Source organism: Janibacter melonis (genome assembly GCF_003721155.3).
In the GTDB taxonomy this organism is placed as follows: domain Bacteria; phylum Actinomycetota; class Actinomycetes; order Actinomycetales; family Dermatophilaceae; genus Marihabitans; species Marihabitans melonis.
In genome coordinates this window covers 2,748,642-2,774,412 of sequence record NZ_CP044548.2, presented here as the reverse complement: position 1 = coordinate 2,774,412, position 25,771 = coordinate 2,748,642, and the positions used below count along the sequence as shown (strand labels likewise).

Below are 25,771 nucleotides of genomic sequence, written 5' to 3'. Positions count from 1 at the left end.
TCCCTGACGTAGACCACCAAGACGACGTCTCGGCAGGCTTGCCGGCTATTAGCAGCACCGCCCCTCCCTGGTCAGGAGCACTCCCCGCATGATCGACATAACCCTCGCCCACTGGGTGTACGTCGTCGGCATCGTCGCCATCCTCGCGACGATGCTGGCCCGCAAGAACATCATCGTCCCCGCCGTCTTCTTCACGATGCTCACGGCGCTCGCCTTCACCGGCTCGCTGCCCGACGCGCTCGCCGCGATCTTCAACGCCAGCCTCGTGGCCGCGAAGGAGCTCTTCAACATCTTCCTCATCATCGCGCTCGTCACCGCGATGCTCGGGGCGCTGCAGTCGCTCGGGTCCGACAAGCTCATGGTCACGCCCTTCCGCCCGGTCATGCGCAACGCGCACCTGTCCTTCTGGACGATCGCGGTCGCGACCTACCTCATCTCGCTCTTCTTCTGGCCGACGCCGGCGGTCCCGCTCATCGGCGCCGTCCTCGTGCCGGTCGCCATCCGTGCGGGCCTGCGGCCCCTCGCCGCCGGCTTCGCCATCGCGGTCGCCGGTCAGGGCATGGCCCTGTCGAGCGACTACGTCATCCGCGTCGCGCCGGGCCTGTCGGCGACGGCGGCCAACGCGAACGCCGACGTCATCGCCAACCGCGCGCTCGTGCTCTCGCTCATCACCGGCGGGATCGCTCTCGTCATGGGCTACCTGCTCGAGATCCGCAAGATGCGCCCGGCCAGCCAGGAGCTGCTCACCGAGTGGGAGCTCACCGACAGCGAGGCGATCGCGAAGAACACCGAGGTCGTCGACGCGCCGACGACCGGTCACGGCGTCGCGCTGCGCGAGACCGAGCTCGGCGGAGGACCCGAAGGGGTCGGCTCGGTCGGGGTGCTCGACGCGCCCGTCGAGCCCGACGAGGAGGTCGCGGGGGTGCCCGGCGTCAAGCGCCGCACCTCGGTCTTCTTCGCCATCTTCGTGCCGGTGGCCTACGCCGCGCTCATCGCCTACCTCGTCTACAGCCTGTCGCAGGGCGGCAGCGAGGACAGCCTCAAGGGTGGCGACGCGGCTGCCCTCGTCGGCGGCATCGCGGCGATGACGATCTTCTTCGCGACCTTCGCCGAGGGGCGCTCGACCTTCCTCGAGCGCTCGGCCGAGCACGTCACCGACGGCCTCGTCTTCGCCTTCAAGGCGATGGGTGTCGTCCTGCCGATCGCCGGCTTCTTCTTCATCGGCAACGGCGACTTCTCCGGGACCATCCTCGGGGTGGCTCCGGCCGCCGACGGGAGCGTCACCGGGCCGAACCTGCTCTTCGACGTCGTGCTCAACCTCCAGCAGCACATCCCCGAGAACGGCTTCGTCACCGCCTTCGGCATCCTGCTCATCGGTCTCATCGCCGGCCTCGACGGCTCGGGCTTCTCCGGGCTGCCCCTCACCGGCGCCTTCGCCGGCAGCCTCGGTCCCGTCGTCGGGGTCTCGCCCGAGACCCTCGCGGCGGTCGGCCAGATGGGCAACATCTGGTCCGGCGGCGGCACGCTCGTCGCGTGGTCCTCGCTCATCGCGGTCGCCGGCTTCGCCCGGGTCAACGTCCTCGAGCTGGCCCGGATGTGCTTCCTGCCCGTGATGGCCGGCCTCGTCGTCTCGACGATCGCGGCCGTCGTCCTCTTCGGCTAGCGCCACCCACCTGCACGTCCCGCACGCCCCCGTCGCCCGACGGGGGCGTGCGGCGCGCTGCCCCCCCTTCGCGCTCGCGCAGGACCGACCAAACCGGACCGCCCAGGGCTCCGAACCGGGGGTATGCAGGTCGACACGGGCATCTCCCGGCGGGATCCGTCGGGTGGGGGTACGTTCCTGCTCGACGGAGCGTCATCGCACCCGGGTCGACAGGTTGGACACGGCATGGACACGACCGACCGTCAGTTGGTCCTCTGTCCGTCGATCGAAGGGAGCACCCCCATGCCTCGTGCACATCGCGAGATCCACACCGACACCCCGCCCCACCGGGTGCACGCGTACCTGGCCGACTTCACCAACGCCACCGAGTGGGACCACGGCACCGTGTCGTGCGAGCTCGTCGAGGGGGACGGGAGCCCCGGCTCGGTCTACCGCAACGTCTCCCGCTTCGGCGGCCGCGAGGTCGAGGTGATGTACACCCTCGAGCGGGCCGACTTCCCGCACGTCGAGCTCACCGGGCGCAACGGCTCGACGACCCTGCACGACCGCATCGACGTGCGCGAGCACGGCGCGGGCAGCACGGTCGTCTACGACGCCGAGCTCACCTTGTCGGGCCCGCTGAAGATCGCGACCCCGGTGATGTCCGCCCTCTTCGGCCGTCTCGCCGACCAGACCGAGCGCACCCTCTCCGACGCGGTGGGCTCCCTGTGAGCGCACGCCGCCGCGTCGCGGTCGTCGGCAGCGGGGTCTCCGGCCTCGTGGCCGCCCACGTCCTGTCGCGCACGGACTCCGTCGTCCTCTACGAGGCCGACGACCGTCTCGGCGGTCACGCCCACACCCAGGACGTCGAGGTCGACGGCCGCGTCGTGCCGGTCGACACCGGCTTCATCGTCCACAACGACCGCACCTACCCGACGCTCCTGCGTCTCTTCGACGAGCTCGGCGTCGAGGCGCAGCAGTCCGACATGAGCATGTCGGTGCGGGCCGACTCCGACGGCGTCGAGTACGCCGGCGGCCAGGGTGCGAGCGGCATCATCCCCTCCGCGCGGATGCTCGCCCGACCGCGCTACCTGCGGATGCTCGCCGAGATCCCCCGCTTCCACGCGGCCGCCCGCGAGCTCCTCGACGCACCGGAGGACGGCGGCACCGGCCCGAGCCTGGGCGAGTTCGTCGCGGCGCAGGGCTTCTCGGCCGACCTGCGGCGCTGGTTCCTCACCCCTCTCGTCGCCGCCGTGTGGTCCTGCGACCCGGCCGACGCCGAGGCCTACCCGGCGCGCTCCCTCTTCACCTTCCTCTCCCACCACGGGATGCTCGGCGTCCTCGGCAGCCCCGCCTGGCGCACCGTCTCCGGCGGATCGCGCACCTACGTCGAGCGCGTCGCGGCGCGGCTCGACGAGGTCCACCTCTCCAGCCCGGTCGCCTCCGTGCGCGAGAGCGAGGACGGGGTGACGATCACCCTCGCCGACGGCCGCACCGACCACGTCGACGCCGTCGTCGTGGCGACCCACGCGCCGGCCGCGCTGTCGCTCCTCGCCGAGCCGACCGACGCCCAGCGCGAGGTCCTCGGCGCGATCCCCTACTCGCGCAACCTCGCCCAGCTGCACACCGACGAGTCGGTGCTGCCCCGCACCCCGCGGGCGCGGGCGTCCTGGAACTACCTCGTCCCGGACTCCGAGCGCCCCGGCGAGGTCGTCGTCACCTACGACCTCACCCGGCTGCAGCGCCTGCGCACCGGCGACACGCGGCTGCTGTGCACCCTCGGCGGCGCCGACCTCGTCGACCCCGACAAGGTCATCGCGACGATGGACTACGAGCACCCGCTCTACACCGCCGCATCGGTCGACGCGCAGCAGCGGCTGGGCACCATCGGCACCGACCGGGTGGTCTTCGCCGGCGCGTACCACGGGTGGGGCTTCCACGAGGACGGTGCGCTGTCCGGCCTGCGGGCCGCCGAGCGTCTCGGCGCCACGTGGGACGAGACGCCGCGGACGGAGCCCGCGCCGGCGCACCCGGTGCTCCCGCTGATCTACCGCACGAAGGTCGAGCACTCGCGGCGCTCCCCCCTTCGCCATCGCTTCTCGACCCGCTCCTACTCGTGGCTCGTCGACCTCGACCACCTGCCCGACCACGGGGCGCTCGCCCGCTTCGAGGCCCGTGACCACATCGGTGACCCCGAGCGCTCGATCCGCGACAACGTCGACCACCTCCTCGCCGAGCACGGCATCGACCTCGAGGGCGGGCAGGTGCTCATGCTCACGAGCGCCCGGGTCCTCGGCTACGTCTTCAACCCCATCACCGTCTACTGGTGCTACCGCCCGGACCGCGAGCTGGCGTTCGTCGTCGTCGAGGTGCACAACACCTACGGCGACCGCCACGCCTACGTCGTCCACCCCGACGAGCGCGGTGACGCCACGGTCGACAAGGAGCTCTACGTGTCTCCCTTCAACGACGTCTCGGGCACCTACCGGCTCCACGTCCCCGAGCCCGGCGACGAGGTGCACGTCGCCGTGCGCCTCGACCGCGACGACGAGGCCCCCTTCGTCGCCACGATGCGCGGCCGCGGCACGCCCGCGACGCTGGCCACCGTGCGCCGCATCGCCCGGCGCCAGCCGGCCGAGCCGCTCGCCGTGGCGGCCCGGATCCGCCAGCAGGGCATCGCGCTGTGGGCCCGCCGCCTGCCGGTCCAGCAGCGCCCGGAGCACCCGGCGCAGCCCGGCGTCCTCGGACGCGGCGGGGTCGACCCCGTGCGCTGGCCCGACGTCGCCACGGTGCCGACCGGCCCCCGCGCGGCGGTCGCGGCCCGCGTCACCACCGGCCTGATCCGCTCGGTCGCCCGCTCGCTCGACGTGCGGGTCGCGCTGCCCGACGGCACCGTGCTCGGCGGCAAGGCCGGGCGCACCGACCTGCCGCTGCTGCAGGTGCGCCGTCTCGACGACCTCGCCCGCCGGGTGGGGACGCACGGGCTCATCGGCTTCGGGGAGGCCTACATGGCCGGCGACTGGGAGGCCGACGACCTCACTGCCGTGCTCACCGCCTTCGCCGAGCGCGTCGAGGATATCGTCCCGGCGAGCTGGCAGCGGCTGCGGGCCGCCTACGTCGCCCGCCACCCGAGCACCGAGGTCAACAGCGTCGAGAACACGCGGTCGAACATCTCGCGCCACTACGACCTGTCCAACGACCTCTTCGCCTCCTTCCTCGACCCGTCGATGGCGTACTCGTCGGCCCTCTTCACGACCCCGGACCCGAGCGAGGCCGACCTCGCCGACGCCCAGGCCGCGAAGTTCGACCGGCTGCTCGACGAGGCCTGCGTCGGCCCGGGCACCCAGCTGCTCGAGATCGGCACCGGCTGGGGCGAGCTGGCCCTGCGGGCGGCCCGCCGCGGGGCGCACGTGACGACGGTGACCCTGTCGACCGAGCAGGCCGACCTCGCCACCCGGCGGGTCGCCGAGGCCGGGCTGTCCGACCAGGTCGAGATCCTCGTGCGCGACTACCGCCTCGTCGAGGGCACCTACGACGCCGTCGTCTCGGTGGAGATGATCGAGGCGGTCGGCCTGGACTACCTCGGCGAGTACTTCGCGACGATCGAGCGCGTGCTGCGCCCCGGCGGTCGCGCCGCGATCCAGGCGATCACCATGCCCGACCACCGCATGCTCGCGACGCGAGACACGTACACGTGGGTGCACAAGTACATCTTCCCGGGCGGGCTCATCCCCTCGCTCGAGGCGATGGACCGCGCGATGGCCCCGTCGGGCCTGCGGGTCGCCCAGGACCTCGCGATGGGCCCGTCATACGCGCAGACCCTGCGGATGTGGGACGACCGCTTCGAGCGGGCATGGCCGTCGCTCGACCTCGGCCTTGACGAGACCTTCCGTCGGATGTGGCACTTCTACCTGTGCTACAGCCGCGCGGGCTTCGAGGCGAGCTATCTCGACGTGCACCAGCTGAGCATCGAGCGCGTCGACCAGCGCATCTCGACCGACGACCTCCAGGAGGCCAGCGCATGACGCACCCCGTCTCGGCAGCGATCGACTCGGCCCTCGACCTCTCGGTCGTGGGCGGGTACACCCGCCTGGGCCTCGCGGCCCGTCGGCGGCTGCCGGGCTGGCCGCAGGACAGCCCCGCCGGCGCGCTCGTCGGGACGCACGTCGTCGTCACCGGAGCCTCGTCGGGCCTGGGCGAGGCGTGCGTGCAGATGCTCCACGACCTCGGCGCGCACGTGCATCTCGTCGTCCGCGACGAGGCGAAGGGGGAGGACGTCGCCCGCGGCGTCGACGCCGGGCTCGCCCGGCTGACGACCTGGCGGTGCGACCTCTCCGACCTCGACGACGTCCGCGACCTCGCCGGGCGGCTGCTCGAGGCGGGGGTCGCGCTGCGCGGGCTCGTGCACAACGCGGGGGCCCTGCCGCCCGAGCGCACCGAGAGCGAGCAGGGGCACGAGCAGACGATGGCGCTGCACGTGCTCGGGCCCGTTCTGCTCACAGACCTGCTGCTGCCGGCGCTCACCGACGACGCGCGCGTCGTCCTCGTGACGTCGGGCGGCATGTACACCCAGGACCTGCCCGTCGACGACCCGGAGTACCTGCGGGGCGAGTACGCCGGGGCCACGGCCTACGCGCGCTCCAAGCGCACCCAGGTCGAGATCCTCGGCGCGCTGCAGGAGCGGTGGGGCGCCCACGGCGTCGCGGTCTACGCGACCCACCCGGGCTGGGCGTCGACGCCGGGCATCACCGCCTCGCTGCCCCGCTTCGAGCGGGTGACGCGCCCGGTGCTGCGCTCGGCGCAGGAGGGGGCCGACACGAGCGTGTGGCTCGTCGCGACCCGACCCCGGCGGGTCGGCGGCGGCCTGTGGCACGACCGGCGCCCGCGGGCGACGGCCTACCTCGGCCGACATGCCACGACCCCGGCCGACCGAGCCCGGATGTGGGACTGGGTCGCCGGGGCCGCAGGGCTGGCGCAGTAGCGGGTCAGACCGGCTGGGCGACCTGCCCGCCGGTGATGACGCGGTAGACGTACGCCGTGCTGATGCTGAAGATCGGCACGGTGACGAAGAGCGCGATGCCGCAGGTGCACACCGAGGCGATGACGAGCAGGACGAGCAGCAGGACCCAGAGGAAGATCGGGCCGGCGTTGTCCTTGACGAGCCGGAAGCTGCCGGAGAGCGCGTCGCCCACCCCGGCGCCGCTGTCGACGACCCGCGAGCTGGCGAAGAGCAGGAAGAAGCCGACGACGAAGCCCGGCAGGATGCAGAAGAGGAAGCCCACCGAGGTCAGCAGGCTGACGACGATGCCGGTGAGGATGCCGATCCCGACGTTGTAGCCGCTGAACATCCGCCCGAGCTCGGCCTTGCGCCCGTCGAGGACGTCGAAGGACATCCGCAGCATGCCCAGCGAGATGATCGAGGCGATGATGCTGCCGACCATGCTGAAGAGGATGCCGAAGGGCTGCAGGCTCCACGCGGCATTCGCGCCGTTCCCGCTCGCGTCGAGGTCGAAGCCGCCGTCGAGGTAGGTGCCCAGGACGTTGAAGAGGCCCGTGAGCACGAGGGTCAGCAGCGTGACGAGCAGGTAGGGCACGGGGTTGCGCGTGAAGGCGGCCCAGCCGTACTTGATCGCCTCGACCGGCTCGAGCTGGCTCGTGCGGTAGCCGCCGGTGGGCGGCGGGGCGGACATGTACCCGCCCGGGCCGCTCGGGGGGCCGTAGCCCCCGCCACCGGGCCCACCGGGGTAGGGGCTGGGGCTGCCGTAGCCCGGGCCTGCGGGGCCGCCGTAGCCGGGGCCCGACGGGGGCCCGCTCGGCGGGCCGTAGCCGGGGCCGGTGCTGCCAGAGGGGTCGTGCGGAGGGGTGCCGGGGGGCGGAGGGGTCGTCATGGCCGTCAGCCAACCATCCGGCATGCCCGAGGGGCCAGGCGACGAGCCGTGCCGGCCCAGGATCCGGGCGGGGAGGACTCCCCGTCGGGCGTGCCAGGGGCCTGCGCCGAGGGGCCGTCAGGCCGAGCGCGAGGGCTCGACGACGAGCGCGTCGAGGTGCAGGACGGCCTGCACGGGGTCCGAGGGCAGGAGGGTCGCGCCGATGCTCGCGGCGAGCTCCTCGGACGCGCCCGAGCCGCCGATCGCGACCTGGGTCGAGCCGGACAGCCGACGCACGAGCGGGGTGAGGGGCTCGAAGACCTCGCGCCGGGTACCGCCGAGCACGACCGCGTCGGCCCGGACCCGGGTGGCGACGGTGTCGATCGCGGCGAGCGGGGTGTCGGCGCCGAGGAAGCGCACCGACCAGCCCCGGCGGGAGAGCACGACGGCGGTCATGAGCGCCGCGATGTCGTGGCGCTCGCCGGGCGGGCAGGCGACGATGCCGACGCGCCGACCGGCCGAGGCGAGGTCGAGACCGAGGGCTCCGACGTGCTTGCGGATCGTGTGGCTCGCGAAGTGCTCGTGCGCCACGGAGACCTGACCCGTCTCCCACTGGTGCCCGAGGACGACGAGGTAGGGCAGGAAGACGTCGACGATGGCGGCCTCGACCCCGAGCAGGTGGGTCGCGCGGCGCACGGCGGCGACGACGGCGACCTGGTCGAGGGCGCAGACCGCGTCGTCGATGTCCTTGGCCAGCTCTTCGTTCGTCGGGACGGGGGCCCCGGGCTCGAAGGCCGACCGGGCCTGCTTGACGGCGGCCGCGAGCCCGATGCCCTGCTCCTTGAGCGCGATGACGTCGCGGGCGAGGCGTTCGTCGGTGGGCGTGTACAGGCGGTACCCGCCGGGGGTCCGATCGGGGGTGAAGAGCTTGAAGCGGCGCTCCCACACGCGCAGGACATCAGGGGACAGACCCGTCCTGCGGGCCAGCTCTCCGATGCGAATTCCTTGAGTCACACGACCAGTGTAGGAAGGCTGGCAAGCCCAACCCTGGACAAAGGTTTGTCACGTCGGTGCAGGTCAGGGGATCTTGGACGGTTTTGCTCCTGGATCTTCGCGGATCTGCCTGTCCACCCCCTCGTCGAGTGGCAGACCTGCGCCTGATGGCAGGATCTGCCGCATGACGCACGAGGGTGATCTGCAGTCGATGCTCGACGCCGCGAGGGCCGGTTCCGGCCGCCTCGCGGCGGGCTGGGGGCAGGGTCGGGCGACCTACGGCGGGGTCGTCGCCGGGGTGATGCTCGCAGCCCTGCGCGGCCGTCTCGAGGGGGCCTCGCGGGGGCTCCCCCTTCGGTCGATGACCGTCTCCTTCGTCGCCCCCGCGACGGCCGGCCCCGCCGACCTCGACGTCAGCGTGCTGCGCGCCGGCTCGAGCGTGACCCAGGGGCAGGTGACGATGCGCCAGGACGGCGCGGTCGTCGCCGTCCTGCTCGCGAGCCTCGGCGCGGAGCGGGCCTCGACGGTCTCCGTCGCCCCCTCTGCCGCCTACCCGGTCCTGCCATCGCCGGACGAGACGACCGCGCTGCCCCACGTCCCGGGGGTGACCCCGGACTTCTTCGCCCATGTCGACCTGCGCCTGGCCGACGGCGGCATGCCGTACACGACGGCGTCAACCTCGCACATGCTCGGCTGGATGCGCTTCCGTGAGCCGACCCCGACCTTCGGCGAGGAGCACTTCGTCTCGCTCGTCGACGCGTGGCCGCCGGCCGTCATCCAGATGCTCGCGCAGCCGCGCCCGGCGAGCAGCCTCACGTGGACCCTCGAGCTCGTCGAGGACGTCACCGCCGAGCCCGACGAGTTCTGGGCCTACGAGGTGCGCACCGACCACGCCGGGCACGGCTACGGGCACACCCATGCGCACGTGTGGCGGCCCGACGGCACACTCGTTGCCATCAGCCGGCAGACGGTGACCGTCTTCGGCTGAGGCGCTCGGGCCACCCCGGCGCTCAGCGGTTGCGCAGCGCGTCGATGAGCTCGTCCTTCGTCATCGACGAGCGACCCTCGATGTCGAGCTCACGGGCGCGCTCCATGAGCTCGTCCTTCGTGCGCTCGTCGTAGTCCTCGCCGTGACCGCCCTTGCGCCCGACCTGCGAGCGGGAGCTGTTGGCCGCGGCGTTGGCGATCCGGGCTGCCTTCTCCTTGCTCGCGCCGTCGTCGCGCAGGGCCTCGTAGACCTCCGGGTCCTTCACGGACGGGCCGGGGTCGCCCTTCGCGCTCGAGTCCTTGGCCATGGGGTTCCTCCTTCGTCACGGGTCCTCCCGACGCTAGCCGCGCGGGGAGGGCCCAGCGGGAGATCGCACCCCCTCGGGTGACGACCCGCCCCGGGCCGCGCCGGTAGACAGGGTCGATGAGCCCCGATCGAGCAGACCTGTCCGCCATCCCCCCGCAGACCCAGGACTGGCCGGGCACCACGGCCGAGCTCGACCCGCCGGCCGACCACGGCGAGAGCACGTGGACCGGCCGCGAGCGCCTCACCGGGCGCCGCGCCCTGATCACCGGGGGCGACTCCGGGATCGGCCGGGCGGTCGCCGTGACCTTCGCCAAGGAGGGCGCCGACGTCGCCGTCGCGCACCTGCCCCAGGAGCAGGCCGACGCCGAGCAGACGAAGGCGCTCGTCGAGGCCGAGGGGCGCCGCTGCGTGCTCCTGCCCGCCGACCTGCGCACGCACGAGGCCAACGTGCAGGTCGCCCGCGACGCCGTCGAGCAGCTCGGGGGCGTCGACGTGCTCGTGTGCAACGCCGCGTACCAGATGACCCACGACGAGCTGGCGGACTTCCCCGCGGACCAGGTGGTGCGCACCTTCGAGACCAACGTCTTCGGACCCTTCTGGCTCGTGCGCGAGCTCGCCGAAGAGCTCGCCGGCGGGTCGGTCATCGTCACGACGTCGATCCAGGCGATGGAGCCCTCGAGCCACCTGCTCGACTACGCGGCGACGAAGGCTGCCCTCAACAACCTCGTCGTCAACCTCGCCGCCGAGCTGGGCCCCGCCGGCACCCGCGTCAACGCCGTCGCGCCCGGGCCCATCTGGACCCCGCTCATCCCTGCGACGATGGCTGCGGACAAGGTCGAGGGCTTCGGCGCCGACACCCCGCTGGGCCGTGCCGGTCATCCCGTCGAGGTCGCCGCGGCCTACGTCTTCCTCGCCTCCGACGAGGCGTCCTACGTCTCAGGCACGGTCCTCGGCGTCACCGGCGGCAAGCCGATCTTCTAGGACCGGCCGACGGGTGGGCGACCCTGGACGAAGGGGGCGGCGGCCCGCCCCCTTCGCCCGTCCGGTCTGCCATCGTCGTGGCATGAGCGACATCCAGACCAAGGCCAGCGAGCTGCTCCGACTCCACCACACGGGCGAGACCCTCGTCCTGCCGACCGTGTGGGACGCGTGGAGCGCCCGTGCGGCCGCTGACGCCGGCTTCCTCGGGCTGAGCATCGGCAGCCACCCGCTCGCCGACAGCCGTGGGCAGCAGGACGGGGAGGGCATGACCCTCGACGACGCGCTCGACGGCATCTCGCGGATCTGCGCGAGCGTCGACCTGCCCGTGACCGCCGACGTCGAGTCCGGGTACGGCACCCCCGCGGCAGAGCTCGTCGAACGGGTCCTCGAGGCGGGCGCCGTCGGCATCAACGTCGAGGACACGGTGCACGGCGAAGGGGGACGGGTCCGCGAGGTCGCGGAGCACGCGGACTACATCGGCGCGCTGCGCCAGGCTGCCGACGCCGCCGGGGTCGAGCTCGTCATCAACGCGCGCACCGACGCTCTCGTGCACGGCACCGAGAAGTTCGCCGACCCGCTCGCCGAGGCGATCACCCGCATGCAGGCCTGCGAGCAGGCCGGGGCGCGCAGCCTCTACCCCGTGCGCCTGCCCGACGCCGCTGCCCTGCGCGCGATGCTCGACGCCGTGAGCACCCCGCTGAACGTCACGGCCCACCCCGTCGACGGGTCGATGTCGGGCTCCTTCGAGGAGCTCAAGGCGGCAGGCGTGCAGCGCATCACCTTCGGCCCGCTGCTCCAGATGGCGCTCGGCGACCCGATGGCGCAGCTGCTGCGGCCCTGGGCGCCCTGACCCCCTTCGCCCCGCTCCCGATCAGTCGGTGAGCGCGGATCGCCGCTACGTCGTCGGCGTAGCGGCGATTCGCGCTCACTTCTTACTGGAGAAGACCTCTGCCTTCGTGACGAGCACAAATTCGTACAGGGCAGCGAGCTGGGAATGGCGCTTCATCAGTGATATGAAGAGCGTCTTGGGACGACCCGTGTGGTTGGCCAGCGCGTCGAGCATGATGAGCTCGAATGCCGCGCCCTCGATCCAGTCCACGTCCTTGCGGTACCCGCAGAGTGCGGCCGCACCGGTCTTGCGGACGAACCGCGAGGCGTCCTCCTCGGACGCCAGCACGCTGCAACCACCGAGGTAGACGTAGCACCCCTGGGCTGTGTCGCCGAGGGCGTCAGCGAGCCCGTCCAACGTCATCGAGTTGTGCGACGACCACGAGATGGTCGACCGGTCTCCGTGAGTCGCGAGGTACAGCACCTGGTAGTCGTCGTAGGTGCTGCGCTCCCATCGCGCGAGGTAGTGCTCGAGCTCCTCTCTCGTCGCGACGTCACGGTGGATGAACTTGATCATCCCCAGGCTCTCGAGCATCTGGAGCACAGGCTGGACACTCTGTCTCTTGCGCAGGTCAGCGTCCCACTCACCTTCGAGGCAGTAGATGCCGTTCGTCGCCACAGTTCCTCCACCCTGATCGTTCACGCGTGCCGATCTGCCGGCCTGGTCGTCACGCTAGTGAAGCCAGGAGTCGTATGCACGTGATCACACGTCTAGGTGAAGGTAAGGCGACAGCTAACCCCGCCTCAGCGCCGAAGAGCTCCACGTCGGTGAGCGCGGATCGCCGCTACGTCATCGGCGTAGCGGCGATTCGCGCTCAGGCTCGGGCCCTCGGATCCTTGGGCGCCGCACCGCACGACGAAGGCCCCCGCACCGGATCGGTGCGGGGGCCTTCGTCAGGAGCGGGTGCGTCAGCGGCTGCCGGCGCGGGTGCTCGTCGAGAAACGGGTGACGCTGCCACCGGCGGAGGACGCCGAGCGCGGGCCACGGCTGCCGCCGGGGCGACCGCCGCCCTGACCGCCGGAGCGGCCGGAGCCCTGGCCACCGGAGCGACCCGAGGTCTGGCCACCGCGGCCACCACCGGAGCGACCGCCCGCGGGACGACCGCCGGAGCGGCCACCGCCCGAGGCCGAGCCCGTGGAGCGACCACCGGAGCGGCCCCCCTTCGCGCCGCCCGAGGCGGGCACCTCGGCGACGAAGCCGCCGGGGTAGCTGCGCTCGCCGGGGGCGAGCTCGGACAGGACGGGGTGCCCGGCGGAGACCTGGTGGGTCGTCGCGGTGATGCCGGCCTTGCGCATGAGGTCGCGGACGTCACGGCGCTGGTCGGGGGTCATGAGTGTGATGACGGTGCCCTTGCTGCCGGCGCGGGCGGTGCGGCCCGAGCGGTGCAGGTACGCCTTGTGCTCGACCGGCGGGTCGGCGTGCACGACGAGCGAGACGTCGTCGACGTGGATGCCGCGGGCGGCGATGTCGGTCGCGACGAGGGTGCTCGCCGTGCCGGAGTGGAAGGCCGTCATCGTCCGCGTGCGGGCGCCCTGGCTGAGGTTGCCGTGGAGCTCGACCGCGGGCACGCCCTCGGCGTTGAGCTGACGGGCGATCTTCTTCGCACGGTGCTTGGTGCGGGTGAAGACGACCGTGCGGCCGGGCGCGGCGACGAGGTCGACGAGCACGGGCAGGTGGGTGTCGGGGCTCACGGCGAGCACGTGGTGCTCCATCGTGAGGACCGGCGACTGCGCCGAGTCGGCCTCGTGGGTCACCGGCTGCTGGAGGTAGCGCTTGACGAGGACGTCGACGCCCGCGTCGAGGGTGGCGCTGAAGAGCATGCGCTGGCCGTCGCGGGGGGTCTTGTCGAGGATCCGCTTCACGCCGGGCAGGAAGCCGAGGTCGGCCATGTGGTCGGCCTCGTCGAGGATCGTCACCTCGATGTCGTCGAGGATGACGTGGCCCTGGCCCATGAGGTCCTCGAGACGGCCGGGGCAGGCGATGACGACGTCGACGCCGCGACGCATGGCCTCGACCTGCGGGCCCTGGCCGACGCCGCCGAAGACGGTGCGGCTGGTGAGCTTCGTCCCCTTCGTCAGGTCGAGGAAGGACTCCTCGATCTGCGAGACGAGCTCACGGGTGGGGGCGAGGATCAGCGCGCGGGGGCGGCGCGAGGCCGGGCGGCGCGGCTCCTCGGTGAGCCGGGTGACGAGCGGCAGGAGGAAGGCGAAGGTCTTGCCGGAGCCGGTCCGGCCACGGCCGAGGACGTCGCGACCCGCGAGCGAGTCGGGCAGCGTCGCGGCCTGGATGGGGGTCGGCACCGTGATCCCGCGGTCGGCGAGGACGGTGACGAAGGGGGTGGGCACGCCGAGGTCGGCGAAGCCCTGGGCCTGTGCAGGCTGAGTCATACGGGTGGTGCTCCACATCTGTGGTGGTGGTCGTCCTGCCCGGCGCGGCAGGGTGCCGCGGCGCATCGGCGAACAGACGTCGGCCCTGCGAGGCAGGTCCAGGAGGTCTCTCCGGGGCACCGTCGTGGTGCCGGCACCGATCGGCGTCAGATGAGCGATCAGGTGCGGTGGTCCGCAGCAGAACTGGGCGGGCCGTTGCAACCAGTCTATGCGGCCGCGGCGGCCGGTGACGAATCGCCCCGGACGCGCTCCGCCCGGAGGGCGGGCAGGTAGCCGACGAGGGCGACGAGCCCGACGAGGGCAGCGGTGACGACCGCGGCCTGGGTCGAGGTGCGCTCGGCGAGCAGCCCCAGCGACGGGGAGACGACGGCGAAGGCGAAGAAGGAGACCATCGAGTCGATCGACAGGACGGTCGCCCGGTTGCTGGCGCTCGCCTCGCGGTGCAGCAGGGCACGGTGCATGACGCCGCTGCCGAAGACGCCGTAGGTGAGCAGGTAGGCGGCGACGAGGGCGACCGGTCCGAGGACGACGCCCATGACGAGAGCGCCGACGCAGTGGGCAGCCCGGCCGAGCAGCGCCGTGCGGGCGACGCCGATGCGGCGCGAGACCCGCCCCGCAGCGACGGCACCCAGCGAGAAGGCACCCCACCCGACGGCCGCGACCGGGCCCATGAGCGCGCCTGCCGTGTCGAGGCCGCCGACGAGCTCCGCGAGCCGGATCGGCATGAAGGTCTCCTGCACCACCATGACGACCGAGGTGAGACCGCTCGCGAGGACGAGACCGCGCAGCACCGCGCTCGTCGCGACGAGGCGCAGACCGCTGACGACGACGGCCGGAGCGGCCTTCGCCGAGGCCAGGGCCCGACCGAGCGGCCCGGCGGAGGTCTGCTCGACGGCCTCGGCCAGATCCGGGGTGGCGGCGTCGGTGTGCAGGTGCGGGACCTCGCGCATGAGGGCGAGGACGGCGACGAGGTGCCCGACGGTGAGGACCGCGAAGAGCGCCATCGGCAGCTCGAGCGCGGACCGGCCCTCCATCGGGTGCCACGCGACGAGGCCGCCGGACAGCAGCGAGCTCGCCGCCATGCTCGCGCCGATGATCGAGCCCGCACGGGCGAGCGGCTGGTCGACGTCGGCACCGGGCGTGCGCTCGTGGACGGCGTCGACGAACCACGCCTCGAGCGGGCCCGACTCCAGCGCGCGGAAGACGCCCATGAGGGCGCCGGCAAGGAGGTAGGTGCCCCACGAGCTCGCCGTGAGGTAGGCCGCGGCGGCGGCGATCTGCACGACCGCGGCGGCGACATAGACGGGGCGACGCCCGAAGACGTCGGTGAAGCCGCTCGTCGGCAGCTCGAGGAGGGCGACGACGAGCCCGATGGCCGCCAGCGCGCTCATCGCCTGCGCCGTGCCGAGACCGAGGTCGAGCGCCCAGAGGACGAAGAGCCCGACGACGAAGCCGGTGGGGAACCACCGGGTGAAGGTCAGCACGTAGTAGACGCGGGTGGGGCTCATCGCAGGTCCTGCTCCCCGTCGGGCTCGACGTCCTCCGGCGCGGGGTGGTCGTGGTCGGGCACGACGTAGCTGTGCACCTGGACGCCGAGCGGACGGGTGCCCGGGGGGCGCTCGTCGCCGACGAGCGGGAGGGTCGCGAGGTGCTCGAAGAGCTCGTGCACGCGCCGCGAGACCTCCTGCGCCTGCTCCGGCGTCGCCCAGACGGCGACGTCGCTGCTCGTCGTCAGCTGCCGCCACTGCGGCGACAGCGCCGACCGCGCGGCGATCGCGTCCTGGAGGACCCGGACCTGCTGGGTGAGCGCGGCCTGCCAGAAGGCGTCGTGGGTGTCGCGCTCGGCCTCGTCGGCCTCGGGGCTCTCCTGCACGCTCGTCCACGCCGCCGCGGCCCGCCACCAGCGGTCGCGCCCGTTCCCCCGCTGCTCGTCCTCGGCGATGAAGCCGTGCTCGGCGAGCTGGCGCAGGTGATAGCTCGTCGCGCCGGTGTTGATGCCCAGCCGGGTCGCGAGGCTGGTCGCGGTCGCCGGGCCGTCCGACCGCAGCAGGGCGAGGAGCCGTAGGCGAAGGGGGTGGGTCAGGGCCTTGAGCTGGGTCGGATCGGGCGTCGTCGAGCTGGGCACACGACGACCGTACAACTACACAGATATCTCTGCAAACAGATCTTTGCAGTCGTGCTGCAAGCCAGCCCTCCGCCAGCCACCACGTCGGCAGAGCGGTCGGCGGATTCGGGCATCAGGGCGGGAGCAGACCCGCCCGCTCCGCGAGCACGGCGACCTGGGTCCGCCCGGTGACGCCGAGCTTGACCTGCGCGGCGGCGAGGTGGGTCTTGACCGTCGCCTCGCCGATGAAGAGCGCTCGCGCGATCTCGGGGTTGGAGCGGCCGTCGCCGACGAGACGGACGACCTCGCGCTCTCGCGGGCTCAGCTCGGCGACGAGCCGGCGGGCCTCGGCCTGGCGCGGTGCGCCGCCGGCCCGGATGTGGGCTGTGAGCCGCCGCGAGGTCTCGGGCGAGAAGGCGCCGGCGCCCGATGCGACGGCGCGGATGGCGCCGGCGATCTGCTCGGACGCGGTCTTGAGCAGGAAGCCGTCGGCCCCGGCGACGAGCGCGCGCACCGGCACCTCGTCGACGTCGAAGGTGGTCAGGACGAGCACCCGAGGGGGCCGGGCGAGGGCGCGCAGGCGCCGGGTCGCCTCGATGCCGCCGATGCCCGGCATCCGCAGGTCCATGAGGACGACGTCGGGGTAGTGCGCCAGGGACAGCTCGACGGCCTCCTCGCCCGACCCCGCCTCGGCGACGACGTCGATGTCGGGGGCTGCGGCGAGGATGAGGCGCAGGCCGGAGCGCACGAGGGGGTCGTCGTCGCACAGGAGCACCCGGACCGGGCTGACCGGCACCGTCATGACTGCCACCGCCACGGCAGGTGCACGACGACGCGCAGGACGTCCTCCTCGACGAGCAGCCGCAGCTCGCCGCCCAGCAGCTCGACCCGCTCGCGCATGCCGGTGAGCCCGGCGCCGGGGTGCACCTCGCGCCCCTGCGGGACGTGGTTGGCCGCCTCGAGCAGCACGCCGTCGGCGCTGCGGGCCCGCACGACGAGACGCACCCCGTGGGTCGGGGCGTGCCGCCGGGCGTTGGTGAGCATCTCCTGCACGACGCGGTAGGAGGTCTGGCTGGTCTGCACGTCGAGGTGGTCGCCGTCGTGCAGGCTGATCGTCGCGACGACGGTCATGCCGTGCGCGACGGCGTCGTCGACGAGTCCCTCCACGTCGGCGATGCCCGGCACCTGCGAGGTGATGTCGGATGTGCCGTCGCGCAGCACGGACACGAGCGAGCGCAGGTCCTCCGCGGTGCGGCCGGCAGCCTCGCGCACGAGGCTCGCCGAGCGCCCGAGCTCGCCGTCGGGCGCGTGGGCCTCGAGGGCGGCCGCGTGCAGGGACACGACGGAGAGCCGGTGGCCGATGACGTCGTGGACCTCGCGGGCGATCCGCTCGCGCTCGTCCTGCGCGGCGAGCCGGTCGCCGAGGTCCGCGGCGACGGCGCGCTGATGCGTCACCTCGCCGGCGCTGCGCTCGAGCACCCGGCGCACGGCACCGGCCCCGAGGAAGATCGCGCTCACGACGAGCCCGATCGTCACCGGGACCCACCACGGCGCCGCACCTCGGTCCACCGCGGCCTCGGCCGTCGTCGTGTCGACGACGAGCCCCCGCCAGGCCGACTCATAGCTGTTGCGGCCCTGCAGGTCACGCCACGTGACCACGACGGTGCAGACGGTGACGAGAGCCGCCACCGGCACCGCGACGGCGGTCCGCTGACGGCGCACGACATGCAGACCGGCGACGAGCGCCACCAACGGGTCGAAGGGGGCGATCGCCGCGAAGAGCGACCCGCCCACCGCGAGCGGCAGGGCCAGGCGCACCCGCCACACGAGGAGCACGAGCAGCGCCAGACCGACGAAGAAGCTCAGCATGCCCAGCGGGGTCGCCGGCGTGTCGTGCGTCGTCGGGAGACCGGGCGCGCGACGTGCGTCGGTGGTGAGCAGGGCCATCGCCAGCGTGAGGATCCCCAGCAGCCACCACCCGGCAAGAGCTGCTGCCGAGCGCGCCGACGCCGACCACCACGCGCGAGCGCGGCGGTCCGGGGCGGCGGCGACGGTCATGGCGTGAGAGTAGGGCGCCCCGGCGACAGCCGCCCTCCCCCGATCGGCGGACCCCGGTCGAGCCGCTCGGCGGAGGTGGCGGGCTCCCCCTTCGCGATCCGATGAGGCCATCACCCCGGACCGCCAGGAGGCACCCCATGACCCAGCCCCACGACCCCTCGCAGCCGCAGTGGCAGCCGACCTACGCCCCGGCCCCGCCGCCGCAGCGCGGCTGGGTCTCGCGCCACAAGGGCCTGACCGTCGTCCTCGCCAGCGGCGCCCTCCTGCTCGCCTGCTGCGGCGGCGGCGCCGCGGTCCTCGCCGAGGGCGGCTCGTCGACCTCCCCGACCACCGAGGCGGGGTCGAGCACCTCACGACCGACCGACGGCCGCTCGACGACCCCGACGAAGGGCTCGAAGAAGAAGGCCGCGGCGACGAAGGCCTCCGGCCCCGGCATCGGCGACGCCGCCCGGGACGGGAAGTTCGAGTTCGTCGTCAAGAGCGTCGAGCCCGGTGTCGCCTCGGTCGGCGACGACTTCCTCCAGGAGAAGGCGCAGGGCCAGTTCGTCCTCGTCGAGATCTCGGTGACGAACATCGGCGAGGAGGCCCAGACGATGTTCGACTCCGAGCAGAAGATCATCGACACCCAGGGGCGCACCTTCGAGGCCAACAGCTCGGCCGCGATCTCGATCGAGGGCAACTCCGACGTGTGGCTCACCGACGTCAACCCGGGCAACACCGCCACCGGGACGATGGTCTTCGACATGCCCAAGGGCGCGACGCCCGCCTCGATCGAGCTGCACGACTCGATGTTCTCGGACGGCGTGACGGTCTCCCTGCGCTGACCCCGAAGCCGGCCACGTGGCGTCCCACCGGGGGGACGGGGGGCGCCACGTGGTCCTCGCGGGTCGTCGGCCATGACGGCCCGGGCGAAGGGGGCTACCCCTTCCCAGCCTCCGACCACCGTCTCGTCTGGCTCGACGTCCGGGTGCCGAAGGGGGGGTCCCCACCGCTGAGCGTCACCTCACCGCGCCGTCCGCGTAAGGTCGCCGCATGACCGCCGTCGCCGATCCTGGCCCCACGGCCGACGGCACCCAGGTCCTCGACGCCTACCGTCGGCGGGTCGAGGAGCATCTCGACGGCGTCGACGAGACCCTCACGGTCGACGGCACCCGACCCCACACCGACGCGCTCGTCGCGACGATCGAGCGGCTCGGGCTGCCCGGCCTGCTCGCCCGGCAGCGCGAGACCGAGCGCTTCGTCGCCGACGACGGCATCACCTACGGCACCCGGGGCCAGGAGCAGGGAGCCGCACCACCACCGTCGGGGACGCCGCAGACCGGGGCCCCGTGGACGGTCGACCCGCTGCCGCTCGTCATCGGCACCGAGGAGTGGGCCCAGCTCGAGCGTGGCGTGCGCCAGCGTGCCCATCTGCTCGACGCCGTGCTCACCGACCTCACCGGCGAGCAGCGGCTCGTGCGGGACGGCACGATCCCCGGCCAGGTGGTCTACGGGCACGGGGGCTGGCTGCCGCAGGCCGAGGGCATCACGCTGCCCGGGGCCCACCAGCTCGTGCTGCCGGCGACCGACCTCGCCCGGGACCGCGAGGGCACATGGCGCGTCTTCGCCGACCGCGCGCAGGCCCCGAGCGGCGCCGGGTACGCGATGGCGAACCGACGCATCGTCGCCCGCGTCATGCCCGACCTGCACCGGGCGAGCGACCTGTCGCGGCTGCGCGGCTTCTTCTACGGCGTCCAGCGCGCGGTCCGCCAGGTGGCGCCGCGCACGCAGGACAGCCCCCGCGTCGTCATCCTCAGCCCGGGCACCCTGTCCGAGACCGCCTTCGACCAGGCCTTCCAGGCCATGCTCCTCGGCTTCCCCCTCGTCGAGTCCGAGGACCTCGTCTCGCGCGACGGCCGGATCTGGATGCGCACGACGAGCGGGCTGGCCCCGGTCGACGTCGTCATCCGCCGCGTCGACGCGGACTGGTGCGACCAGCTCGAGCTGCGCCCCGAGTCCCGGCTCGGCCTGCCCGGCATGGTCGAGGCCGCCCGGCTCGGCAACGTCTCCGTCGTCAACCCGCTGAGCGCGGGCCTGCTCGAGAACCCCGCGCTCATCCCCTACCTGCCGACGGTGTGCCGACGTGTCCTCGGCGAGGAGCAGATCCTGCACTCGCCGCGCACCTGGTGGGCCGGCGAGGACACGCACCGCCAGCACGTGCTCGCCCATCTCTCGAGCCTCGTCATCCGCCCCATCCACCGCTTCGCCGGCAGCGACGCGATCCGCGGGTGGGACCTCGACCAGGCCCAGCGCGAGGCCCTCGCCGCGCGCATCGAGGACGAGCCCTGGCGCTGGACCGCGCAGGACCCGGTGTCGATGTCGAGCGCGCCGGTCGTCACGCCGCAGGGGCTCGACCCGCGCAACGTCGTGCTGCGGACCTTCGCCGTCGCCGACGACGAGGACTACCTCGTCATGCCCGGCGGCCTGGGCCGGCTGAGCGTCGAGCGCGACTCCGCCGACGTCTCCTCGGGCCGCGGCGCGCCGAGCAAGGACGTGTGGGTGCTCGCCGGCGACATCCCCTCCGTCACCCGCGACGACGGGGTGCTGCCCGAGCTCGTGCCCAGCCCGGCCGTCGACCACGCCGAGGCCTTCGTCGCCCCGGCGCCGCGCGTCGCCTCCGACCTCTACTGGCTCGGCCGCTACGCCGAGCGCGCCGAGTGCGCGGCCCGCGTGCTGCGGGTCGCCGACAACCTCGTCGACGACCACGCCCAGCGTCCCGGCACGACCGGTCACGCGGCGATGGTCGCCGTGCTCCGGGCGGTCACCGAGATCACCTCGACCCGCCCCGGCTTCGTCGGCGCGGGCAGCGACGAGCGCCTCGTCGACCCCCTGCCCCACCTGCGCGACCTCGTCCTCGACCCCCGCCTGTCGGGCTCGGTGAGCTGCAGCGCGCGGCGCGCGGTCGTCGCCGCCCAGGCCGTGCGCGAGCAGCTCTCGCAGGACACCTGGCTCGTCATGAGCCGCCTCGAGCACACGCTCGCGCACGTCCGGCCCGAGGACGACCTGCAGGAGATCCTCATGGAGAGCATCGAGGCCTTCCTCGCGCTCTCCGGGATCTCCGTCGAGTCCACCGTGCGCGACCCGGCCTGGGCCTTCACCGAGGCCGGCAAGCGGATGGAGCGCGCCCAGCAGACGATCCGTCTGCTGCGCCGCACCCTCGCCGTCGTGCGCACCCCGCTCGTCGAGGGCGCGGTCAGCGAGTCCGCCCTCACCGCCGCCGAGTCCGTCATCACCTACCGCCGCCGCCTCGCCGCCGGGCTGGGGCCGCTGTCGGCGACCGAGTCCGCGCTCGACCTGCTCCTGCGCGACCGCATCAACCCGCGCTCCGTCGTCTTCCAGGTCGAGCGGCTCACCGAGGCCCTCGACCTCGTCGGCGACGACGCCGTCGTCGAGGCCACCCGAGCCCTCGCCGAGCACATCGCCGGTCTCGACCTGCCCCAGCTCATGCGCGACGACCGGGCGGGACTCGTCTCCGAGCTCGACCGCCTCGACGCGGCGCTGCGCGCCGAGCACGACCGCGTCGTCGAGCGCTACTTCGTGCGCAAGGCCACGCAGCACACCGTCCAGACCGTCTCGTGGACCGACGGGGTGGCCTGGTGAGCACCGTCCCCCACCCCGTGCCGGACCCCGAGCACCACTCGCGCCGGCCCTACGAGGTGACCCACCGCACGGAGTACCAGTACGCCGAGTACGTCACCGACTCCTTCGGCCGGGCCATGCTCGCCCCGCGCGAGACCGCGCACCAGCGCGTCCTCGAGCACACCGTCGAGATCACCCCCGAGCCCCACGTCCTCTCCGAGCACGTCGACCACTTCGGCAACCTCAGCCACTTCTACGAGGTGCGCACCCCCCACACGACGCTGTCGGTGCTCAAGCGCTCGGTCGTCGAGGTCGAGTGGCCCGCCCCGGACCTCGCCCGGCTCGACGGGTGGAGCGTCGGCGAGGCGGCCGAGATCATCGCCGCGGGCGGGATCCGGGAGCACACGACCGAGGAGGGGGTGGGGGATCCCCCTTCGCCCCCGACCCTCGACCTCGTCGAGGCGACCCAGTACGTCCTGCCCAGCCAGCTCGTCGACCTCACCGACGAGGTGGAGACCTACGCCCGGCAGGTCCTGCCCGAGGACCGCCCGCTCGGCCAGGCCCTCGTCGCGCTGTACTCGCAGATCTACCGCGACTTCCGGTACGCGAAGGGGACGACGAGCGTCAAGACGACCCTGCCCGAGCTCCTCGCCCAGCGCGAAGGGGTGTGCCAGGACTTCGCCCACCTCGCCGTCGGCTGCCTGCGGGTCGTCGGCATCCCCGCGCGGTACGTCTCGGGCTACATCGAGACGATGCCCCCGCCGGGCAAGACCAAGCTCGCCGGCTCGGACGCCACCCACGCGTGGGTCTCGGCGATGACCCCCGACGGCGGCTGGGTCGACCTCGACCCGACGAACGACCACTTCGCCGACAGCCGGTACGTCGTCACCGGGTGGGGCCGCGACTTCCGCGACGTCTCGCCGCTCAAGGGCGTGATCTTCACCGAGGGCCGCGGCAGCACGCTCGACGTCGCCGTCGACGTCATCCGTCAGGACCGCCCCGACCCCCGCGTCCACCCCCGTCCGCCCCGTCCCCAGGAGGCCCGATGACCACCGCCTTCGTCCTCGGAGGTGGCGGCGTGCTCGGCGCGACCGAGGTCGGCATGCTGCGCGCGCTGCTCGAGCACGGCATCACCCCCGATCTCGTCGTCGGGTCGAGCATCGGCTCGATCAACGGCGCCTTCGTCGCCGCCGACCCCAGCAGCGCGACCGTCGCCCGGCTCGAGGAGCTGTGGGTCGACGTCGTGCGCTCGGGTGCGCTGCGCGAGTCGCCCGTGCGCCAGGCCGCCCGCCTGGCCCGCAGCGGCACCCACGTCATGTCGCCGGGCACGATCCCGCGTCTCGTCACGCAGTACCTCGAGACCGAGCTCATCGAGGACCTGCCCGTGCCCTTCCAGTGCGTCGCCGCCGAGATCGAGTCGGCCCGCTCGCACTGGTTCACCGCCGGCGAGATCGCCCCCGCGGTCGCCGCGAGCTGCGCGGTGCCCGGGCTCTTCGCGCCGGTCGAGATCGGCGGGCTGCACTACCTCGACGGCGGCCTCGTCCACTCGATCCCCGTCGGCCGGGCGCTCGAGCTCGGCGCGGACCGGATCTTCGTGCTCCACGTCGGCCGGGTCGAGCAGCCCCTCAGCGTGCCGGCGACCCCGTGGGACGTCGGCATGGTCGCCTTCGAGATCGCCCGCCGGCATCGCTTCGTCGAGGAGATCGCGACGGTCCCCGAGGACGTCGAGCTGCACGTGCTGCCCAGCGGGGTCGAGCGCTCCCCCGCCCTGGCGACCCTGAGCGTCGGACGTGGCGAGCGGGTGTCCGACCGCATCACCGCCGCCTACGAGGCGACGACCGACCACCTCGCCCTGCACGCATGAAGATCGGTCCCCCGCCGTACTGGCTGCAGGTCGTCCTGCGCTTCGTCTACCCGCCGCTCGCCGTCCTCGTCACGGTGGCCGCGCTGCCGCTCATCGCCCTCGGCGTGCTGCTGTGGCCGCTCGACCGTCGTATGCGTCTGGCGCGCGTCGTCTTCCTCGCCGTGTACTTCATGTGGGAGGACGTGAGCATCCTCGTGCAGTGCATGTGGCTGCGGGTGCGCTCTCCCGTCGACCGGGGCGAGGACTGGATCGCCCATCACGAGCAGCTCGTCGCGCACGCGCTGGAGAACTTCTTCCGCACCGCGCAGCGCGTCGTCTCCTTCCACGTCGTCGCCGACGGCGAGATCGACCTCGGCGACCCCACCCGCCCGGCGGTCGTCCTCTCGCGGCACGCCGGCCCCGCAGACTCCCTCGCCCTCGCGTGGATCATCGCGGCGAAGGCCCGCCGGGTGCCCCGTGTCGTCCTCGCCGCGGGCCTGCTGTGGGACCCGGGCCTGGCGCTCGTCCTGCGCCGGCTGCGCGCGTACTTCGTGCCGTCGCGCTCCGGGGCCGGCGACGACCGGACGAAGGGGGTGGCCGACCTCGCCCGCGGCCTGGCCCCCCGGGACGCCCTGCTCATCTTCCCCGAGGGGCGCAACTGGACGATGCACCGCCAGCAGGCCGGGGTCGAGGGCCTGCGCGCCGAGGGCGAGCACGAGCGCGCCGAGCAGGCGGCCCGCTGGCGCTGGGTGCTCCCGCCCCGCCAGCGCGGGGTGCAGGCCATCCTCGAGGCCCGACCCGACGCCGACGTCGTCGTCGTCGCTCACACCGGGCTCGAGCTCTTCGACTCGCCGGGCGACATCTGGCGGGGCATCCCCTTCGGCCCCACCGAGGGTCTCGTCGTGCGCACGACGACCTACCCGGCGGGCGACGTGCCGCGCGACCCCGACGAGGTCGCCACCTGGCTCGACGAGCGCTGGACCGAGGTCGACGCCTGGGTGGAGAGCCACCGCCGGCCCGGGCTGCGAGGATCGTGAGCATGCTGCGCCGCCGGGACCTGCCGCTGCCGATGACGATCTCGCCGGAGGCCGCCGAGGTGGCGCACCGCGCCGACAGCACCCCGCACCGGTGGCCGCTCACCCCGCGCGTCACCGCCGTGCTGCGCCGCCGCGGCGCCCGCGAGCGCCAGGAGGCGGTGACGGCGATCGCGCGTCGGCTCGGGGTCGACGTCACCGCCTCGCAGGTCGCCGTGACGAGCGGGGGCTCCACGGTCCGCTCGCTCGTCATGACCCCGGCCGTCCCGGAGCGGGCCCGGGAAGCCGGCGAGGACGAGCCGTGGGTCTTCTGGGTCCACGGCGGCGGCTTCTGCTGGGGCTCGGCCCTCGACGGCTCGGCCGTGCAGCTCGCGCACGACCTCGAGGTGCCCGTCGTCTCCGTCGAGTACCCGCTCGCCCCGGAGCACCCCTTCCCCGCCGGGCTCGACGCGTGCGTCGCCGCCTACGAGGCCCACGTCGCGCAGTGGGGCCCGCGGGTCCTGCTCGCCGGGCTGTCCGCCGGGGCCAACCTCGCCCTCGGCGTCCTCGCCCGGCTGCGCGCCGCCGGCAGCCCGCAACCGGTCGGGGTGCTCGCCGCGACCCCCTTCGCCGATCTCGCCGGTCACGGCGACTCCTACAGCGGCAACGAGGGGCGCGACGCCTACGTGCGGTGGTCGGGCCAGCAGGAGCGCTTCGCGCGCGCCTACCGCGGGCGGACCGGCGCCGACGACCCCTTCGTCTCGCCGGTGCACCAGGTGTGGGGCGAGCCGCCCGTGCCGCCGACGCTGCTCACGTCCGGCACGCGGGACCTCTTCCTCTCCGACGCGGTGCGCCTGCAGCGCAGCCTGCGCGCGAGCGGCGGCGACGTCGAGCTCGCGCTGTGGGAGGGCATGTGGCACGCCTTCCAGAACGACACCGCCTCGCCCGAGGCCCGCGAGTGCCTCGCCGAGACGGCAGCCTTCGGGCGGCAGGTCCTCCGCCTTCGAGACTGACGCCTCGAACCGGCTCGGATTGACTGGACGACGACGCGGGCTGAGCGGGCCATGTCCGGTAGACCAGGG

General features: G+C 73.4%; 22 protein-coding genes. 13 read left to right on the top strand and 9 right to left on the bottom strand.

What is annotated here, in order from left to right; genetic code table 11:
• Window positions 1-88: 88 nt before the first annotated feature.
• The 4 genes from EEW87_RS13285 (at window position 89) to EEW87_RS13270 (ending at window position 6,623) form a co-directional block, all read left to right on the top strand.
• A complete protein-coding gene (locus EEW87_RS13285) occupies window positions 89-1,663 on the top strand; it encodes a hypothetical protein (RefSeq protein WP_123092604.1) in 1,575 nt (524 codons plus the stop codon).
• Window positions 1,664-1,945: 282 nt separating this feature from the next.
• Window positions 1,946-2,374, top strand: coding sequence for an SRPBCC family protein (locus tag EEW87_RS13280; protein WP_068271563.1), 429 nt, complete (start codon window positions 1,946-1,948; stop codon window positions 2,372-2,374).
• Window positions 2,371-5,667, top strand: coding sequence for a DUF1365 family protein (locus EEW87_RS17235; protein ID WP_318825918.1), 3,297 nt, complete (start codon window positions 2,371-2,373; stop codon window positions 5,665-5,667). The genes EEW87_RS13280 and EEW87_RS17235 overlap by 4 nt, the downstream gene beginning before the upstream one ends.
• On the top strand, window positions 5,664-6,623 hold the full coding sequence (locus tag EEW87_RS13270; protein ID WP_123092606.1) for an SDR family NAD(P)-dependent oxidoreductase: 960 nt from the start codon (window positions 5,664-5,666) through the stop codon (window positions 6,621-6,623). Before EEW87_RS17235 ends, EEW87_RS13270 begins: the two co-directional genes overlap by 4 nt.
• 4 nt (window positions 6,624-6,627) lie before the next feature.
• Here the strand turns inward: EEW87_RS13270 and EEW87_RS13265 are convergent, their stop codons facing one another.
• The gene (locus tag EEW87_RS13265; RefSeq protein WP_123092607.1) at window positions 6,628-7,530 is read right to left on the bottom strand and encodes a hypothetical protein; all 903 of its coding nucleotides are present in this window, start codon (window positions 7,528-7,530) and stop codon (window positions 6,628-6,630) included.
• A 117-nt stretch (window positions 7,531-7,647) separates the two neighbouring features.
• A complete protein-coding gene (locus tag EEW87_RS13260; RefSeq protein WP_123092608.1) occupies window positions 7,648-8,523 on the bottom strand; it encodes a MerR family transcriptional regulator in 876 nt (291 codons plus the stop codon).
• Window positions 8,524-8,686: 163 nt separating this feature from the next.
• On the opposite strand from EEW87_RS13260, the gene EEW87_RS13255 reads away from it, so the two are divergent.
• Window positions 8,687-9,490, top strand: a complete 804-nt coding sequence (locus EEW87_RS13255; protein WP_123092609.1) for an acyl-CoA thioesterase — start codon at window positions 8,687-8,689, stop codon at window positions 9,488-9,490.
• A 22-nt stretch (window positions 9,491-9,512) separates the two neighbouring features.
• Here EEW87_RS13255 and EEW87_RS13250 read toward each other — a convergent pair whose 3' ends face one another.
• Entirely contained in the window at window positions 9,513-9,797 is a 285-nt protein-coding gene (locus tag EEW87_RS13250) for a DUF7218 family protein (RefSeq protein WP_123092610.1), read from the bottom strand.
• Between the two features lie 116 nt (window positions 9,798-9,913).
• Here EEW87_RS13250 and EEW87_RS13245 point away from each other — a divergent pair, with 116 nt between their 5' ends.
• A complete protein-coding gene (locus EEW87_RS13245; protein ID WP_123092611.1) occupies window positions 9,914-10,777 on the top strand; it encodes an SDR family oxidoreductase in 864 nt (287 codons plus the stop codon).
• 82 nt (window positions 10,778-10,859) lie between these two features.
• Window positions 10,860-11,627 carry an isocitrate lyase/PEP mutase family protein gene (locus EEW87_RS13240; RefSeq protein ID WP_123092612.1) on the top strand — a complete coding sequence of 256 codons (768 nt, stop codon included), beginning with the start codon at window positions 10,860-10,862 and terminating at the stop codon, window positions 11,625-11,627.
• A gap of 75 nt (window positions 11,628-11,702) precedes the next feature.
• On the opposite strand, the gene EEW87_RS13235 is transcribed toward EEW87_RS13240, so the two are convergent.
• The 6 genes from EEW87_RS13235 to EEW87_RS13210 all read right to left on the bottom strand — a co-directional run bounded on the left by EEW87_RS13235 (window position 11,703) and on the right by EEW87_RS13210 (window position 18,215).
• On the bottom strand, window positions 11,703-12,284 hold the full coding sequence (locus EEW87_RS13235) for a DUF6642 family protein (RefSeq protein ID WP_123092613.1): 582 nt from the start codon (window positions 12,282-12,284) through the stop codon (window positions 11,703-11,705).
• A gap of 290 nt (window positions 12,285-12,574) precedes the next feature.
• On the bottom strand, window positions 12,575-14,053 hold the full coding sequence (locus EEW87_RS13230; RefSeq protein ID WP_123092614.1) for a DEAD/DEAH box helicase: 1,479 nt from the start codon (window positions 14,051-14,053) through the stop codon (window positions 12,575-12,577).
• A gap of 206 nt (window positions 14,054-14,259) precedes the next feature.
• Window positions 14,260-15,561 carry an MFS transporter gene (locus EEW87_RS13225; protein ID WP_123092615.1) on the bottom strand — a complete coding sequence of 434 codons (1,302 nt, stop codon included), beginning with the start codon at window positions 15,559-15,561 and terminating at the stop codon, window positions 14,260-14,262.
• On the bottom strand, window positions 15,558-16,178 hold the full coding sequence (locus EEW87_RS13220; RefSeq protein WP_163562456.1) for a winged helix-turn-helix domain-containing protein: 621 nt from the start codon (window positions 16,176-16,178) through the stop codon (window positions 15,558-15,560). The genes EEW87_RS13225 and EEW87_RS13220 overlap by 4 nt, the downstream gene beginning before the upstream one ends.
• 112 nt (window positions 16,179-16,290) lie before the next feature.
• Complete coding sequence (locus tag EEW87_RS13215; protein WP_123092737.1) at window positions 16,291-16,959, bottom strand: response regulator; 669 nt, start codon at window positions 16,957-16,959, stop codon at window positions 16,291-16,293.
• Window positions 16,956-18,215, bottom strand: a complete 1,260-nt coding sequence (locus tag EEW87_RS13210; RefSeq protein ID WP_123092617.1) for a sensor histidine kinase — start codon at window positions 18,213-18,215, stop codon at window positions 16,956-16,958. The genes EEW87_RS13215 and EEW87_RS13210 overlap by 4 nt, the downstream gene beginning before the upstream one ends.
• A gap of 137 nt (window positions 18,216-18,352) precedes the next feature.
• Between EEW87_RS13210 and EEW87_RS13205 the strand changes: the two genes are divergently transcribed.
• The 6 genes from EEW87_RS13205 (at window position 18,353) to EEW87_RS13180 (ending at window position 25,702) form a co-directional block, all read left to right on the top strand.
• Entirely contained in the window at window positions 18,353-19,039 is a 687-nt protein-coding gene (locus EEW87_RS13205) for a DUF4352 domain-containing protein (RefSeq protein WP_205473732.1), read from the top strand.
• 208 nt (window positions 19,040-19,247) lie between these two features.
• Window positions 19,248-21,854, top strand: a complete 2,607-nt coding sequence (locus EEW87_RS13200; protein WP_123092618.1) for a circularly permuted type 2 ATP-grasp protein — start codon at window positions 19,248-19,250, stop codon at window positions 21,852-21,854.
• Window positions 21,851-22,882 carry a transglutaminase family protein gene (locus tag EEW87_RS13195; protein WP_229300174.1) on the top strand — a complete coding sequence of 344 codons (1,032 nt, stop codon included), beginning with the start codon at window positions 21,851-21,853 and terminating at the stop codon, window positions 22,880-22,882. Before EEW87_RS13200 ends, EEW87_RS13195 begins: the two co-directional genes overlap by 4 nt.
• On the top strand, window positions 22,879-23,697 hold the full coding sequence (locus EEW87_RS13190; protein ID WP_123092619.1) for a patatin-like phospholipase family protein: 819 nt from the start codon (window positions 22,879-22,881) through the stop codon (window positions 23,695-23,697). Before EEW87_RS13195 ends, EEW87_RS13190 begins: the two co-directional genes overlap by 4 nt.
• On the top strand, window positions 23,694-24,713 hold the full coding sequence (locus EEW87_RS13185) for a 1-acyl-sn-glycerol-3-phosphate acyltransferase (RefSeq protein WP_123092620.1): 1,020 nt from the start codon (window positions 23,694-23,696) through the stop codon (window positions 24,711-24,713). The genes EEW87_RS13190 and EEW87_RS13185 overlap by 4 nt, the downstream gene beginning before the upstream one ends.
• Before the next feature lie 2 nt (window positions 24,714-24,715).
• Complete coding sequence (locus tag EEW87_RS13180; RefSeq protein WP_123092621.1) at window positions 24,716-25,702, top strand: alpha/beta hydrolase; 987 nt, start codon at window positions 24,716-24,718, stop codon at window positions 25,700-25,702.
• Window positions 25,703-25,771 lie beyond the last annotated feature (69 nt).